The organism is Rhodoferax sp. GT1R46 (assembly GCF_056521285.1).
Window position 1 is genome coordinate 298,871 of sequence record NZ_JBWMBC010000004.1, and the last position, 15,007, is coordinate 313,877.

Here is a 15,007-nt window from a genome sequence, read left to right on the forward strand (position 1 = left end):
CCGCTCTATGAACCTCACGCAACATCCCGAACTGCTCGACCGACTGGCCAGCAGCTATGCGCTGGGCACCCTGCGCGGTGGCGCACGCCGCCGCTTTGAGGCCATGGCCCGGGACCAGGCACCCGTGCGCGCCGCTGCACTGATATGGCAAAGCCGGCTGTCCAGCCTGAATGAACTGCAATTGCAGGCCACCCCTGACGCCGCCGTGTGGACGCGCATCAACAACCTGGTGCAGGGCGACAGAGCGCACGCCGCCATGCAGGCAGCCCGCGCGGCGCCCATCCGGCAGGCCCCCGCCTGGGGCGACTGGCTGCGCAGCCTGACGCTGTGGCGTGGTGCGACAGCCGCAGGCGCGGTGGCCACCGTTGTGGCGGTCACCGCAGGCTTGGGCTTGCGCCAGGAACTGGGCACTGAAATTGCCCGCCTGCAAACCCAGTTGCAGGCCACCCCGCAAATCGAATACGTGGCCGTACTCGCTGACGACCAGGCAGCGGCTTCCATGCTGGTGACCTTTGACCCCAAGAGCAAGAAACTCACGCTGCAGCGGGTAGGTGCCTACCAGGAAGCTGGGGACCGATCGCTGCAACTCTGGGCGTTGCCACCTGCTGGCGGGCCGAAGTCACTGGGCGTGCTGGGGCGCGAAAAAGTGCTGCGCCTGACGGCGGGCGAAGGCGATGTGCGCGAGGTCCCTACCCTTGCCATCAGCCTTGAGCCCAAGGGTGGCGTACCCAGCGCAATGGGCCCGACCGGGCCCGTACTCTTCAAGGGTGCATTGATCCAGAAGATGCTGTGATCAGAGCCTGCTACCCCGGGACACCACGTTTAACTGGAACGTGATCCTGGTGGGTGCGGCCGACACGCTGGTCTCCAGCGGAGTTTTGTCCACCAACTGCGCTACGTGCCAGACTTTGACGGTCGCAGCCCCTTCCGGCACGTCTTCGATGGTCGCCATGCCATCGGGTCCGGTTTTTACGGTCCAGGGGGATTCGGCCACGTATACCGTGCCTTTCATGGAACTGTGGATATAGCAGCCCAACAACGCCGCTCCGTGGGCGCCAGGCTTGTCAAAGGTCAGCACCGCAGAGCTGGGCGGCTTCCCCTCGGCCTTACCCTCCAGAAGAATGGACTGCCCGTCCACATCCCCCCGTGGCGCGCCTGCGACACCCAGACGCACATGGTGATTCCAGGGGTCGCTGTTGGTAAACCGCACTTTGGCACCCATGGCCACCACGGTGACTTTGGGTACAAACTGCTGCTTTTCCTGGTTCACCATCGCCGTGCCCGGCAAAGATGTTTTGGGCATACCCTTCCCTGTGGGGAAGACCGACACCACGGCATCGGGCGTGGGCTTCCCATCGCGGTCGACCACCAGCACCTCCAGCGTGCCGGCATAAACGGCGCTCGTAGACAGAAACACGGCCGCAACAGCAGTGGCGACAGCCCCAAGGCGGGGCATCTTCACAATGTGATTGAACATGAACCGACTACTTGACGGTAATCACGTCACGGTGCATGGGTGCCAGCAGCGCCAGCAACTTGTTTTGCGTTGCGAAAGGAATATGGCGGGCATCCATCGAGGCCTGCAGTACCTCCACCAAGGCATTGAAGTCAGTCTTGCTGATATCCATGTCGGCATGTGCAGCCTTCATGTTGGCGCCTTTGTATTCACAGGGACCGCCGCTGATCTTGCAAAACTGATCGACCAGCTGTTCCTGGAGACCCTTCGAATTGGTTTCCTTGAAATGGGACCCGGTGCGCGGGTCGGCTTTCAAGCCGGCCACAAAAATGTCCATCAATGATTCCAGGCCGGCCTTTTGGCCCAAAGACTGGTACAGCTGGTCGTTTTTCAGGGGCATGGTGGAGGCAGCGCCGGAAGTGCTTTGCGCAAATGCCGGTGCAGACACAAGACCCAAAGTGGCCAATGAAGAGGTCAACACGAGGGCAATCAATACTTTTTTCATAACGGTTCCTGAAGATGAATGGGGGGCAGGTGGGTCTAGAACGCCAACTGGGCAGACAGGTAATAGCCCGTTTGCTTGCGGCCGGCGGTGACGCCGGGCACGATGCGGCCCAGATCCACATAAGCCAAGGTGATGGAGGTGTTCTTGTTGGGCGCCCACGCGATGAACAGGTCCTTCCAGTCGTCCTCTGCCAGCGCATCACCCAGCCCGGCCGCCCGGCCCAGAGCCTCCAGATTGTTGGGCTTGACGCGGTATTCGGCGCCAATGGCCACGTTCTTGCTCAACAGGTAAGCCACTGAAACCTCCGGCACCCAACTGCCTTCGTTCTTGCCCGGCGCGTTGGAGCCAAACCCCAGCAAACCATTCTGGTTGGCGTTGGTGTAACGCAGCGTGCCGTTGACCAGCACGCTTTGCGCCAAGAACAGCTTGGTCGCGCTCACGTAAAAGTCGGTTCCGCTGGTCTTGGCGCCCAGGAAATTGAGTACGCTGGACAGGGAGCCCGAATCCACCGATTTCTGCTCCACGCCGACGGCCACTTGCGGCATCCACGAATCGCTGTTGAGCACCGCATCACCGGCCACCCTGACCTTCAAACCCACAATGTCCATCTTGATGTGCTGCCCAGGCTGCACGCCAAAGGCCGCAATGCCATTGAGTGCTACGGCGGGCGATGCGTCAAAGTCCTGGCGTGCCAACGACAACTCCACCCGGTCTTTGAATCCGATGGCGGCGCCCATGGTGTTGAGTGCGTAGTCCTGCGTCGTGACGCGGGTCAGGTTGGCAGAAAAGCCGATTTCGCCTTCGGTTGCGTTGGTGCCAATCACCGCCCAGGGAGTCAGCCCGCCACCGGCCGCGCCATCAATGGAGCTTACGCCCCCGGTCAGCAGCAGTTTGCCCGTATCGGCCAGGGCCAGGCCGCTGCAAAGGCCCGCGGCCCCGACGATCAATGCCGTTCGAATGTTCTTCATTGTGTGAAATTCCAGACAGTTGGTTAACAGTTAATTCAGGGTCTATCGCACGCGACTGGCAATGAATATGCCAGACGCTCCCCTTGAATACGCAACCAACGCCGTACTGGATTCAGCTTTTTGAAGAATTTTCTCTATTTTTTAACGGCCTGCCCGTGCCGGGACACCCACAACATGCCGCTGGCGATAGTTACCAGCACGACGACATAAAACAGCAACTGCATGCCCGCTGGCTGGGGGTCATAACCGATCAATCCATGCAGCAACGTACCCATTGCCGAAGATTGTGACAACACGGCCGATGTATCCCACAGCGGTGCGCCCAGGCTGGGCAGCAGGTCCGCCTGAATCAGGAAGCGGGCGGCTTGCGATGCCATGCTGGCCGCCAGCAGCAGAACAAGAATGCCGGTGATCGAAAAAAACCAGCGCAGAGGAACGCGCAGCAAGCCGGCGTACAGCAATGCGCCAACCATCACACCGGCTGCCAAACCACTGACCCCACCCGTGATGGTGGTGCGCAAGCCATCTTCGCTGCTGGTGGCCAGGCTGTAGAGGAACAGGACGGTTTCTGACCCCTCGCGCAAAACGGCAAGAGCCACCACCAGAAAGATCACGGAGCGGGTGCGCGAACCATCATTAATGGCTTTTGCTGCATTTTTTGCTTGGGCCGCCATTTCCCGGCCGTGGGCTGACATCCAGATGTTATGCCACGCCAGCATGCCGACGGCAAGTGTCAGCACACCGACTTGAAACAGCTCTTGGCCCATCCCGCTGGCCAGATTGGAGATGGCTTCCATGCTGGAGGCAACCAGTGCCGCGCCGACCAGCCCGGCCAGCAGCCCGCTGATGATCCAGCGCGCGCGCTGGGGAATACCCCGGGTGGCGGCGACCATGATGCTGATGATCAGCGAGGCTTCCAGCGATTCACGAAAAACGATAAGGGCGGCAGCAAACATGGCGACTCGGGCTCCTTGGATTACTCGACAACGATCGTGCCTTGCGCGGCCGCTTCGGTCTCGTGGTATTCCTCAACAAAGGGGTAACGGCCGGGCTTCAAAGGCCCCAGATTGATCGTGGCACTGGAATTGCCTGCAATGACTTTCTCGCGCCCCAGCGGCTTGCTTTCAAACTCGGCCGGCGTGGCATCTTTGTTCATCACCAGCAGCTTGACCTTTTTGCCCGCGGGAATCTTGATTTCCTTGGGTGTAAATGCATGGTTCTGAAGGGTGAGCGTGAATTCTTCCGTGGCCGCCATGGCCTGGCCAACAACAAATGACAGAAGCACAAGGGACAAAAGACGTTTCATGGAGTTTTCCACTTGATCAAAACGCCAATGATAATGATTCTCATTGAATAACGCAAGTACCCCGCAGGTAAACCCGTTTACCAATTTATTTCAAACGATAACTGGGGGATTTCACAAGGGAGCATCCCCCTTTCCCCTACCATCTGGGCACTACAGGAGACAACAATGTCCGTGATCACCAACATCGAAGACCTGCGCATCCTCGCGCAAAAGCGCGTACCTCGCATGTTTTACGACTACGCCGATTCCGGCAGCTGGACCGAGAGCACCTACCGCGCCAACAGCGCTGATTTTCAGTCCATCAAGCTGCGCCAACGCGTGGCCGTCAACATGGAAAACCGCAGCACCGCCACCACCATGATCGGCCAGAAGGTTGCCATGCCCGTGGCGATTGCCCCCACCGGCCTCACCGGCATGCAGCACGCCGATGGCGAGATCAAGGCGGCACGCGCGGCCAAGAAGTTTGGCGTGCCCTTCACCCTGTCCACCATGAGCATCTGCTCCATTGAAGACGTGGCCAAGGAAACAGGCAACCACCCCTTCTGGTTCCAGCTCTATGTGATGAAAGACCGCGCCTACATCGAGCGCCTGATCGACCGGGCCAAGGCCGCCAACTGCTCGGCGTTGGTGCTCACGCTCGATCTGCAAATTTTGGGTCAGCGCCACAAGGATTTGAAGAATGGCCTGTCTGCGCCGCCCAAGCTCACCATCACCAACATCCTCAACATGATGACCAAACCCCGCTGGGGCCTGGGCATGCTGGGCACCAAGCGCCACGGCTTTGGCAACATCATTGGCCATGTGAGCGGCGTGGATAACATGGGCAGTTTGAGCGAGTGGACCGCCAAGCAGTTCGACCCCGCGCTCAACTGGGGCGATGTGGAGTGGATCAAAAAGCGCTGGGGCGGCAAGCTCATCCTCAAGGGCATTCAGGATGTGGAAGACGCGCGCCTGGCCGTCAACTCCGGCGCCGATGCGCTGATCGTCTCCAACCACGGCGGGCGCCAGCTCGACGGGGCCGAGTCCTCCATCCGCGCGCTGCCAGCCATTGTGGACGCCGTAGGCAAGCAGATTGAAGTGCACATGGACGGCGGCATCCGCAGCGGGCAGGACGTGCTCAAGGCCCGCGCGCTGGGTGCACAGGGCACCTACATTGGCCGCGCGTTTTTGTATGGCCTGGGCGCCATGGGCGAAGAAGGCGTGACCAAAGTGCTGGAAATCATCCACAAGGAACTCGACCTGACCATGGCTTTTGCCGGCCATACCCGGATGGAGACGGTGGACAAGAGTATTCTCTTGCCGGGAACTTTCCCAACTTGACCCCCCCATCTGCATGCCCACCTCTGTAACTGTCCCCACGCCCATTGATTCTCCTTCCAGCGCCCGTCGGGGCGTAAGCCCCTGGTGGCGCGCGCTAGCCATCCTGTTCCTGCTGTTGCTGTCCATTGGCGTGGCCACCGGCATGAGCATGTTCGAGCAGTTCAAGGCCCAGCTTCAGCACGTGCAGGTTCAGCTGAAGAACACGGCGCAGGTCAAGTACATCGCCATCCTCAGTGATGACAAGCAGGCACCCGCCATGCTGGTCACGCTGGCCCTGCAGGACGACGCACTGCAAGTGCAGCGGCTCAATGGCGTGACCGAGGGCGGCGAAGACAGCATGCAGTTGTGGGCCCTGTCCGAAGGCGACCCGGCGCGTTCGCTGGGCGTGCTGCAAAGCAAAGGCAAAACCCTGCGCCTGCCGGTCAGCGAAAGAGACCTCGCCAGCGCCACCAGCCTGGCCATCAGTGTCGAAAACAAGGGCGGCGTCACGCAAACCAAAGGCCCCCGGCTGCCCTACCTGTTCAAGGGACCGGTGATTCAGAAGGCGATGTAAGCCTGGCGCCATGACCGCACCTGCGCCCACGCGCCGCATTGCCCACCTGGACATGGACGCGTTTTACGCGTCGGTGGAACTGCTGCGCTACCCGCAGCTCAAGGGGTTGCCCGTCGTGATTGGCGGTGGACGACGCAACATTCAGGAGGCGCTGGAAGCCCTGCGCACGAACGACCTGAATAACGCCGACCCCGCCGAGCCCGAAACGCCGTGGGACGAAGCTGCCCAACGCGCCGCACTCCGACGCATTCCACTGGATGCCTTTGCACGCCTGGACAGCTATACCGGGCGCGGCGTCATCACCACTGCCACCTATGCAGCGCGCCAGTTTGGCGTGGGCTCGGCCATGGGGCTGATGAAAGCCGCCAAGCTATGCCCCCAGGCCATTTTGTTGCCGGTAGATTTTGAGGAATACCGCAAGTACTCCCGCCTGTTCAAAAATACCATCGCCGAGATTGCCCCGGTGATGGAAAACCGCGGTGTGGACGAGGTCTACATCGACTTTACCGAGGTACCCGGCGGCCAGCGCGAAGGCGGCCGCGTGCTGGCGCGCCTGATCCAGAAAAGCATTTTTGAAGCCACCGGCCTCACCTGCTCGGTGGGCGTGGCTCCCAATAAACTGCTGGCCAAAATGGCGAGTGAATTCAACAAGCCCAACGGCATTGCCATCGTCCACCCGGACGACCTTCAATCCATGATCTGGCCGCTGGCCTGCCGCAAGATCAACGGCATTGGCCCCAAGGCCGACGAAAAGCTCAAGGGCTTTGGGATTGAAACCATTGGCCAGTTGGCCGAGCGCGACCCCACCTGGCTGATGCAGACCTTTGGCCCGCGCACCGGCGCCTGGCTGCATGAAGCCGCCCACGGACGCGACGAACGCCCGGTAGACACCGAGAGCGAACCCGTGAGCATGAGCCGCGAAACCACGTTTGAGCGGGATTTGCACGCGGTGCGCGACAAGACCGAGCTGGGCGCGGTGTTCACCCGGCTGTGCGAGCAGGTGGCCGCCGATCTGCAACGCAAAGGCTATGTGGGCAAAACCATTGGCATCAAGCTGCGCTATGACGACTTCTCGGGCGTGACGCGCGACTTGACGGTGGACTACACGGCCGACGCCGCGCGTATTCGGCAGGTGGCCGGGCAATGCCTGAAGCGGGCACCGTTGCAGAAACGGCTGCGATTGCTGGGAGTGCGGGTGGGTGCCTTGCTCAAAGCTGCTGACCTGCAGGATTCAGAAAAAAAACGATCACTAGCCCCCGTGGAATATGCGCAAGGCGCTATCAATTTGGAAGCAACTACGGGGCAGTTGTTCTGAAGCGGATGGCGACGGCTTAATTTTTTGCACTGTGACTTGACGGCAGCTTACAGTGAACTTACATTGCAATGTCACCACCGGAGATTGCAATGGTCCCATGGCTCACGCAGGCGGTTCCGTTAACCGAGCTGCATCGCATCAGGCAATGGCATCTGGAGCATGCGCTGGATCATCCGGTGGAATACCAGTTATGGGACGCGGTGCTGACCTCCTGGCTGATGGGTTGGGTGGGCTGGCTGCCCACTTGGGTGCTGGATGCCTGGTGGGCCGCCGGGCCGTGCGCGCTGGGCATGCTGGCACCCCGCCTGTATGTCGGCTGGCGCGCACGGGCCCATGCCCGGCACCGGCTGCGCTGCGACTGGCTCAAAGTGCCATAGGCGACTGAGCTGCCCAATCGCCTGCATTACAGTCATGCCCATGAACACATCTGCTTCCCCCCTTACCTGCTTTTCGCTGACGACCGAGAACCATGTTGCCCACCTGGTTCTCAACCAGCCGGAGGCCATGAACACCATGCACCCCACCTTCTGGCGCGAGCTGGACGCGGTGCTGACCCGGCTGCACAAGGACGGCTCGGCGCGCGCGCTGGTTATCAGCAGCACCGGCAAGCATTTCAGCGCCGGCATGGCGCTGGAAACCTTTGCGGGCGCTATTCAAATGGACGACCAGAGCCCGGAAGGCCGCGCCGCCATTTTTGACCTGCTGGGTGACATGCAGGCCACCTTCACCAAGCTGGAAACCCTGCGCATGCCGGTGATTGCGGCCATTCAGGGCGGCTGCATTGGCGGCGCGGTCGATATGGTCAGCGCCTGCTGCCTTCGTTACGCCACGCCACAGACTTTTTTCTGCATCCAGGAAATCAACATCGGCATGGTGGCCGACGTGGGCACCCTGCAGCGCCTGCCCAAGCTCATTCCGCTGGCGATCGTGAAAGAAATGGCCTACACCGGCCGTCGCCTGGGCGCCGACCGTGCTCTGCAATACGGGTTGGTCAATGCCGTGTTCGACACGCCTGAAGCCATGCTGGAAGCCGCACTGGTGTGCGCCGCCGAGATTGCGTCCAAACCGCCCATTGCCATATGGGGGACCAAGCAGGCCATTCACTACACGCGCGACCATTCGGTGGACGACGCGCTCAAACAGATGGGCTGGCTGCAGGGTGCGATCTGGAGCAACCGCCATGTCATGGAAGCCGTGATGGCCATGAAGACCAAGCGCCCGGCTGACTTCCCTGCGCTGGCAGCGCTCAAGTCGTTTAGCGAAATCGGCCTTTAGCCCGCCGCGGAGAGGCGTTCTACATCGGACGCCGTCTCTGCCTCGGCATAGGCCCGCCCACCAAACTTCAGCGCGGTGTGCTCGCGACCGGACTGCAGCACGGGATAGAACATTTCGTTGTACCAACGCTCCTGGCCAAATAACAGATCATCCTGCAGGCCCACCTTGGGCGGAAACTGCTGGGTGATGTGGGCCGAGCCAAACAGCACATCCCAGAAGAACAGCAAATTGCCATAGTTGCCGGTGTAGTGGCCCACGCCGTCGGCATTGGTCAACGCATGGTGCGCATGGTGCGTGGCCGGGGTGGAAATGGTGCGCTGCACCAGCCACATCAGCGGCTTGAGCGCGGGAATGCGGTACAGCGGCTCGTCCCAGCGCCAGGCGCAATGCGCACCCAGAATCACAGCCAGCTTGAATACGATGTAGATGGCGTAGACCTTGAAGAAGCCCAGGTAGAGCAGCACCCCGGCAATCCACAGTCCGGGCATCAGCATGTAGTAGAAAAAGTTGTTGCGGTAGGTAATGCGAATGCTCATGTACTGGGCGCTGTGGTGCGCGCGGTGCAGCGGCCACATCCGCGGTGAATGGGACAGGCGGTGCCACCAGTATTGCGTCATGTCGTCCCCCACCAGCAGAATGCCGACCATGGCCCACCAGGGCAAGTTGGCCCAGGCGCCCTGCATCTCCGGCATCAGCCACATCGCAATTTTTCCAGTCACGAGAATGGCCACAGGCTGGGCAATGGCGATCAGGCTGATGAACATGAAGAGTTCGAGCTTGGTGTCGTCTGCACTGGCATGAACCGTTTTTTTGTATCGGCGGGATGCGAACTCTGCCAAGGCGAATCCGAACATGATGCTCAGAATCAGCAGATTTTGTATCAGGGGGGTCATGGGTTTTGTCTCCTTTTATTGTGTATCCGCGGTCACTGTAAATTTGCGCATGTAATAAGTAAAATGCATTGTCAACATTAAAGCAATGCGTTTTTTGCATTCACATGCCATGGATCTACGACGCCTCGCCCACCTGGTGGCTCTTGATGATGAGCGGCATTTCGCCCGTGCGGCGCAGCGCGTGCACCTGAGCCAGCCCGCCTTCAGCCGCAGCATCCAGACCATAGAAAGCAGCCTGGGCATGCAGGTGTTCGACCGGGACGGCGGCCAGGTTCGCCCCACTGCGGCAGGCGAGTTTTTACTTGAAAAAGCGCGCCGGCTGCTCTTTGACGCACGAAGCCTGCGCCGCGATATTGAGCTGTACCAGGACGGCGCGCTGGGCGACATCGCGTTTGGTGTGGGGCCGTTTCCCATCGCCAGCCTGGTGTCCCCCGTGCTCAGCGAAATGCGCCTTGCGCATGCGCAGGTGTGCCTTCGCGTGGAGGTCAGCAACTGGCAACGGCTGCTGGAGCGGCTGCGCTCGGAGGACATTGAATTTTTTGTGGCCGACGTGAGCACCCTGGCCCACACCGGCGAGCTGGCGATTCAACGGCTGGGACGTCAGATGGGTGCGGCCTATGTCCGAGAAAACCACCCCCTGGCCACGCGTACCTGCACGCTGGCTGAGCTGTGGGTTTATGGTGTCATCAGCACCCGATTGCCTCCGATGGCCCTGCAAGCCCTGGCAAAACGTGCGGCCCTACTGAAGGGGCAAGACACGGCTCTGGCCCTTGAATGCGACGACCTGAACACGCTGAAGGCCGTCACGCTGTCCACCGACTCGGTACTGCTTGCCACTGACGCGGCGGTGCGCGCCGAGTTGCAGTCGGGCGCACTACGTGCGGTGCAGGCGACGGATCTGCCGCCCTTGTCGGTGGAGATGGGGGTGGTCAGCCTGCACAACCGCACCCTGTCACCGATGGCACACCGGGTGATCGACTGCATCGCCCGGGTTGCCAGCCAGATCAACGCCTGACGGCGGCGCCCCTCATTGCCGCGCGGTGCGGATATTGCGCGGCAGTGCCTGCGGGTGGCTGGTGCGAAACGGGTTGATGTCCAGCCCGCCGCGGCGCGTGTAACGGGCATACACGGCGAGGCGCATCGGTTGGCAGCGCGTCCAGATGTCCATGAAGATGCGCTCCACGCATTGCTCGTGAAACTCATTGTGGTTGCGAAAGCTCACCAGGTACTGCAGCAGGCCGCCCTGCTCGATCTGGTCACCCGTGTAGCTGATCTGCACGCTGCCCCAATCGGGCTGCCCGGTGACCAGGCAATTGCTCTTGAGCAGGTTGCTGACGAACACTTCAGACACCGGTGCCTCGTTGCGGGTAGCGGTTAACAGCTCGGGCGCGGGGGTGTACTGCGTGCATTCAATGTCGAGCCGGTCCAAATTCAGGCCATCGAGTTCGTGCACGGGTTCGCGGTCAAACAGGTCGGGTCCCAGCAGCGTGACGCCGATAGATGAGGGCATGACGCCCGCCGCCTCGGCATTGCGCCACACGGCTTCGGTGATGTCGGCGCGCAAGCGGTCACGCACCGCATTGGCATCGGCGAACTTGGTGTTGTTAAAGCTGTTGAGGTAGAGCTTGAACGACTTGCTCTCCACAATGTTCACTGACTCGCAGGGCACCGTGAAGTGCGCCAGCGCCACCTGCGGCTTGCCGCGCGGATTGAGCCAGCTCAGCTCAAACGCGGTCCACATGTCGGCACCAAAGAATGGCGCGGCCCCCGTGATGCCGATTTCGGCCCGCTTGCCCGCGCGGGGAATGGGAAACAACAGGGACACGTCGTACTGGTCGATGTAGGCGGATGCCTTGCCCAACTGGGATTGTTCAGGACGGTTCATGGTGTGATGGCGGGCGTGGTGACGGGTAGTTGGGCGGTCTGCAAATGGGGAATCAGCGCGTCCAGCATCAGCGCCACCGGCTCGGGCGGCAAATCGTGGCCCATGCCATCAATGCCCACCAGTTGCGCCCCGGCAATGCGTTGGGCCGTGTCTTCACCGTGAACAAAGGGCACCAGCGGGTCGGCACGGCCATGCAGCACCAGCGTGGGGCTGACGATGCGCTCCAGTTGCGCGGCGCGCGTGGTGTCCGACACAATGGCCAGCATCTGGCGCAGCGTGCCCACCGGGTGAAAACTGCGCTGCACCCCCACCAAAATGCGCTCGCGCATTTCAGGCTCGGGCGTGGGATACGCCGGGCTGCCGATGGCCTTGAACAACCGGACGTATTGGTCGACTGCCGCAGCCTGCGTGTTGTTGGCCGGACGGCTCAGCAGCGCCCGCATCACTTCAGGGCGGGCCTGCGGCAAACCCCTTGCGCCACTGCTGCTCATGATGCTGGTGAGGCTGATCACGCGCCGGGGCGCGGCGATGGCCACCCGCTGCGCAATCATGCCGCCCATGCTGACGCCCACAATGTGCGCGCGGGCAATGTCCAGCGCATCGAGCACACCCAGGGCGTCGGCCGCCATGTCGTTCACCGTGTAGGGCGGGCGCGTTGGCAGCCCCAGTTTGTATTTGAGGCCGGCCCACAACAGGTTGGGTTTGCCAAGCTGGTCAAAGTACTGACTCAGGCCCACGTCGCGGTTGTCCATGCGCACCACCCGAAAACCCGCGTCCACCAGCGCCTGCACCATCTCGGGTGGCCAGGCCACCAGCTGCATGCCCAGGCCCATGATGAGCAGCACCACGGGGCGCGTCAACACTTCCGTGTCCGACGGGCACAGGCTGGCGGTGTCTTCTATTTCAATATCAATACCGTTTGCTCTTATTTTCATAGCTGTCTGCGCAGGTTTTACGGGGGCTAGAAGCCTTTTTGGCTCTGATTGTTACGGCGGAACACGTAGCGCTCGGTGGACGACAGGGGCAGGCTCCAGGAGTAACCCTCTGCATCAAACGCCCGCAGGTCTTCGGGTTTGACCACCTGGTTCGTAGCGGCAAAACGGGCCATGAGGCCGCGCGCGCGCTTGGCCATGAAGCTGATGATCTTGTAATGGCCGTTTTTGAATTCTTCAAACACGCACTCCACCACCCGTGCCTTGAGCGCGCTGGTGTCTACGGCTTTGAAATACTCTTGCGACGCCAGGTTGATGACGACCGGGCTGATATCCGCCTGCAGTCGGGTGTTGAGGTAGTCGGATATCTGGGTGCCCCAGAACTTGTAGAGGTCACGCCCCAGCGGGTTGGCCAGGCGGGTGCCCATTTCCAGACGGTAGGGTTGCATCAGGTCCATGGGGCGCAGCACGCCGTACATGCCGCTCAGGATGCACACGTGCTCCTGCGTCCAGGCCAAATCCTCAGGGCTCAAGGATTTGGCGTCCAGCCCCTCGTACACATCGCCATTAAAGGCCAGCAGTGCCTGGCGGGCGTTTTTCTCAGTCGCTTTGGGCGACCAGGCCAGGTAGCGGCCCACGTTGAGTGCTGCGAGCTTGTCGCTCAGCGACATGAGGGACGCAATCTGTTGCGGCGACTGCGCCCGCAGCAGTTCCACCAGCTGCTGGGACTGCTTCACAAACAGGGGGGCGGTATGCGGATGGGGACCCACGGGGGTTTCGTAGTCAAGCGACTTGGCGGGCGAGAGAAGAATAAGCATGCCCCCATTATCCTGAAACCCCACCCCATAATGGCGGCGCTATGACCAAACCCCCATCCTCCAACGCCCGTGCAGTGCCATTGCGCTTTGAAAGCAAGCCTTCCAACGGGCGCGCCCTGCTTGGCTCGCTGCTGGCACGCCGGCCGGCGCAAGCCCCGGCTGATGCCCTGAATGTGCACTTTCATGCGGTGTGGAACGGTGCCCAAGCCGACCCCGCCGCGCTGGCAGGCTACCGCGCGGTGTGTGAACTGCCCGACGGTCCGACCTTGCCCCTGCTGTACCTGCATGCCATGGCCATGCCGCTGCACATGGCCATTCTGAGCCACCCGGCGTTTCCCCTGCGCCTGCTGGGGCTGGTGCACTGGACCAACAGCATTGAATCGCTGCAGCCCGTGGCCCATGACGCGGTACTGGCGATGGAATGCGCGCTGAACGGCATTACCGCCACGGACCGGGGTCAGTCGTTCAGCCTGCACACCACCGTGCGCGTGGGGGATGTGAATGGAGATGTGGTGTGGCGCGAGGTCAGCACTTTTTTGGCGCCCCTGGCCAAAAGCAAATCGGCCAAAACCGCACAGACCGGCAGGGTCCGAGCGGCCAGCGATGTGCCAGAGCCCGACTGGGGTACCCCGGTGGCACAGTGGTCCGTTGCGGCCAACGCAGGGCGGCGCTTTGCCAAGCCCTCGGGCGACTGGAACCCCATCCACATCAGCGCCTTCACGGCGCGCCTGTTTGGCTACCCGCGCGCCATTGCCCACGGCCTGTTCAGCGCGGCGCGCTGCCTGGCCTTGCTGGAAAAAGCCTTGCCGCCGGGACAGCCCCTGATGCTGGACCTGCGGTTCAAGCGGCCGTTGCTGATTCCTGGAACGGTGGCGCTGCACACGGCAATAGCGGGCGATTCAACGCGCTTTGTGCTTAAAGTACAGCCCACGGGAGAGCCGCATATTGAGGGCGTCATTCAGCAACTCAATCAGAGATAAAAGTAACTCTAGCCCCCATGGAATATGCGTTTATAGCTATTAAATAAATAGCAATCTCAATGGAGTCCGTTGTGACTGACCCTGCTACTTTGCAGGTGTTCGTGGCCTTATGGGTATGACTGCAATGCGTGCGAAAGCGGAAGTACGCTTGCAAGCGAATAGTCTGTGAGACCCTTTTCCATGACCTCAAAGGAAATTGAAATGCAAAAACTGGTGGTACGGGGTTATGCCCTATCAATCGACGGCTTTAGCTCTGCGCCAGGGCAAAGTTTGGAAAACCCGTTCGGAATGGACGGCCTTGCGCTCATGGACTGGGCATTTCAAACCCGCACCATGAAAACCATGTTTGGTCAGGAAGGCGGTAGTACAGGAACAGATGACAGCTTTCTTGCAAAGGCCATGGAAAATATTGGTGCCAATATTCTGGGGCGCAATATGTTCGGCCCAGTGAGGGGGCCGTGGATCGATGAAGATTGGAAAGGTTGGTGGGGCCCCAATCCGCCCTACCATACGCCCGTTTTTGTAGTGACGCACCACGCGAGGGCGCCATTGCCCATGGAAGGTGGGACAACTTTTCACTTTGTCACTGACGGCATTGAGTCCGCTTTGCAACAAGCCTTTGCAGCGGCCCAAGGGAAGGATGTGCGCTTGGGCGGAGGCGCCACACTGGTTCGCCAATATCTGAGGCTATGTCCTCATTAATTGTTGAAATTAAGCCCAACAATTTGTAGAGTGAAGCGATATCCAGCTTGGGAGGTTGCCATGAATGCCGAGACTTTTATTGGTTTACTGGAAGATGTA

At 60.9% G+C, this 15,007-nt stretch carries 18 protein-coding genes; 9 read left to right on the forward strand and 9 right to left on the reverse strand.

What is annotated here, in order from left to right; genetic code table 11:
• The first annotated feature begins 7 nt into the window (after positions 1-7).
• Positions 8-793: an anti-sigma factor gene (locus tag AC097W_RS11920; RefSeq protein WP_479602770.1), complete on the forward strand. Its 786-nt coding sequence runs from the start codon at positions 8-10 to the stop codon at positions 791-793.
• Here AC097W_RS11920 and AC097W_RS11925 read toward each other — a convergent pair whose 3' ends face one another.
• The 5 genes from AC097W_RS11925 to AC097W_RS11945 all read right to left on the reverse strand — a co-directional run bounded on the left by AC097W_RS11925 (position 794) and on the right by AC097W_RS11945 (position 4,235).
• Positions 794-1,477, reverse strand: a complete 684-nt coding sequence (locus tag AC097W_RS11925) for a cupredoxin domain-containing protein (protein WP_479602771.1) — start codon at positions 1,475-1,477, stop codon at positions 794-796.
• Positions 1,478-1,484: 7 nt separating this feature from the next.
• The gene (locus tag AC097W_RS11930) at positions 1,485-1,961 is read right to left on the reverse strand and encodes a group I truncated hemoglobin (protein ID WP_479602772.1); all 477 of its coding nucleotides are present in this window, start codon (positions 1,959-1,961) and stop codon (positions 1,485-1,487) included.
• 35 nt (positions 1,962-1,996) lie between these two features.
• Complete coding sequence (locus AC097W_RS11935) at positions 1,997-2,929, reverse strand: DUF3034 family protein (protein WP_479602773.1); 933 nt, start codon at positions 2,927-2,929, stop codon at positions 1,997-1,999.
• A gap of 134 nt (positions 2,930-3,063) precedes the next feature.
• Entirely contained in the window at positions 3,064-3,885 is an 822-nt protein-coding gene (locus tag AC097W_RS11940) for an FTR1 family iron permease (protein ID WP_479602774.1), read from the reverse strand.
• A 20-nt stretch (positions 3,886-3,905) separates the two neighbouring features.
• Positions 3,906-4,235: a cupredoxin domain-containing protein gene (locus tag AC097W_RS11945; protein WP_479602775.1), complete on the reverse strand. Its 330-nt coding sequence runs from the start codon at positions 4,233-4,235 to the stop codon at positions 3,906-3,908.
• Between the two features lie 165 nt (positions 4,236-4,400).
• Here AC097W_RS11945 and AC097W_RS11950 point away from each other — a divergent pair, with 165 nt between their 5' ends.
• The 5 genes from AC097W_RS11950 to AC097W_RS11970 all read left to right on the forward strand — a co-directional run bounded on the left by AC097W_RS11950 (position 4,401) and on the right by AC097W_RS11970 (position 8,698).
• Positions 4,401-5,555, forward strand: coding sequence for an alpha-hydroxy acid oxidase (locus tag AC097W_RS11950; protein ID WP_479602776.1), 1,155 nt, complete (start codon positions 4,401-4,403; stop codon positions 5,553-5,555).
• Positions 5,556-5,568: 13 nt separating this feature from the next.
• The gene (locus AC097W_RS11955) at positions 5,569-6,108 is read left to right on the forward strand and encodes an anti-sigma factor domain-containing protein (RefSeq protein WP_479602777.1); all 540 of its coding nucleotides are present in this window, start codon (positions 5,569-5,571) and stop codon (positions 6,106-6,108) included.
• Between the two features lie 10 nt (positions 6,109-6,118).
• A complete protein-coding gene (gene dinB, locus AC097W_RS11960; RefSeq protein WP_479602778.1) occupies positions 6,119-7,423 on the forward strand; it encodes a DNA polymerase IV in 1,305 nt (434 codons plus the stop codon).
• Between the two features lie 89 nt (positions 7,424-7,512).
• Positions 7,513-7,800: a hypothetical protein gene (locus AC097W_RS11965; RefSeq protein ID WP_479602779.1), complete on the forward strand. Its 288-nt coding sequence runs from the start codon at positions 7,513-7,515 to the stop codon at positions 7,798-7,800.
• 40 nt (positions 7,801-7,840) lie between these two features.
• Entirely contained in the window at positions 7,841-8,698 is an 858-nt protein-coding gene (locus AC097W_RS11970; protein ID WP_479602780.1) for an enoyl-CoA hydratase-related protein, read from the forward strand.
• Here AC097W_RS11970 and AC097W_RS11975 read toward each other — a convergent pair.
• A complete protein-coding gene (locus AC097W_RS11975; RefSeq protein WP_479602781.1) occupies positions 8,695-9,591 on the reverse strand; it encodes a sterol desaturase family protein in 897 nt (298 codons plus the stop codon). The two genes, AC097W_RS11970 and AC097W_RS11975, sit on opposite strands and share 4 nt — an antisense overlap.
• Before the next feature lie 109 nt (positions 9,592-9,700).
• Here AC097W_RS11975 and AC097W_RS11980 point away from each other — a divergent pair, with 109 nt between their 5' ends.
• Positions 9,701-10,606, forward strand: coding sequence for a LysR family transcriptional regulator (locus AC097W_RS11980; protein WP_479602782.1), 906 nt, complete (start codon positions 9,701-9,703; stop codon positions 10,604-10,606).
• Between the two features lie 12 nt (positions 10,607-10,618).
• On the opposite strand, the gene queF is transcribed toward AC097W_RS11980, so the two are convergent.
• Genes queF through yaaA form a run of 3 tightly spaced genes read right to left on the reverse strand, consistent with a single transcriptional unit; the run spans position 10,619 to position 13,226 of the window.
• Positions 10,619-11,476 (reverse strand): NADPH-dependent 7-cyano-7-deazaguanine reductase QueF, encoded by an 858-nt coding sequence (gene queF / locus AC097W_RS11985; protein WP_479602783.1) that lies wholly within the window; start codon positions 11,474-11,476, stop codon positions 10,619-10,621.
• Positions 11,473-12,411, reverse strand: coding sequence for an alpha/beta fold hydrolase (locus tag AC097W_RS11990; RefSeq protein WP_479602784.1), 939 nt, complete (start codon positions 12,409-12,411; stop codon positions 11,473-11,475). The genes queF and AC097W_RS11990 overlap by 4 nt, the downstream gene beginning before the upstream one ends.
• Before the next feature lie 26 nt (positions 12,412-12,437).
• Positions 12,438-13,226, reverse strand: a complete 789-nt coding sequence (gene yaaA, locus AC097W_RS11995) for a peroxide stress protein YaaA (protein WP_479602785.1) — start codon at positions 13,224-13,226, stop codon at positions 12,438-12,440.
• Positions 13,227-13,267: 41 nt separating this feature from the next.
• On the opposite strand from yaaA, the gene AC097W_RS12000 reads away from it, so the two are divergent.
• Positions 13,268-14,206, forward strand: a complete 939-nt coding sequence (locus tag AC097W_RS12000) for a MaoC family dehydratase (protein ID WP_479602786.1) — start codon at positions 13,268-13,270, stop codon at positions 14,204-14,206.
• Positions 14,207-14,407: 201 nt separating this feature from the next.
• Complete coding sequence (locus AC097W_RS12005) at positions 14,408-14,908, forward strand: dihydrofolate reductase family protein (RefSeq protein ID WP_479602787.1); 501 nt, start codon at positions 14,408-14,410, stop codon at positions 14,906-14,908.
• Positions 14,909-15,007: the final 99 nt, after the last annotated feature.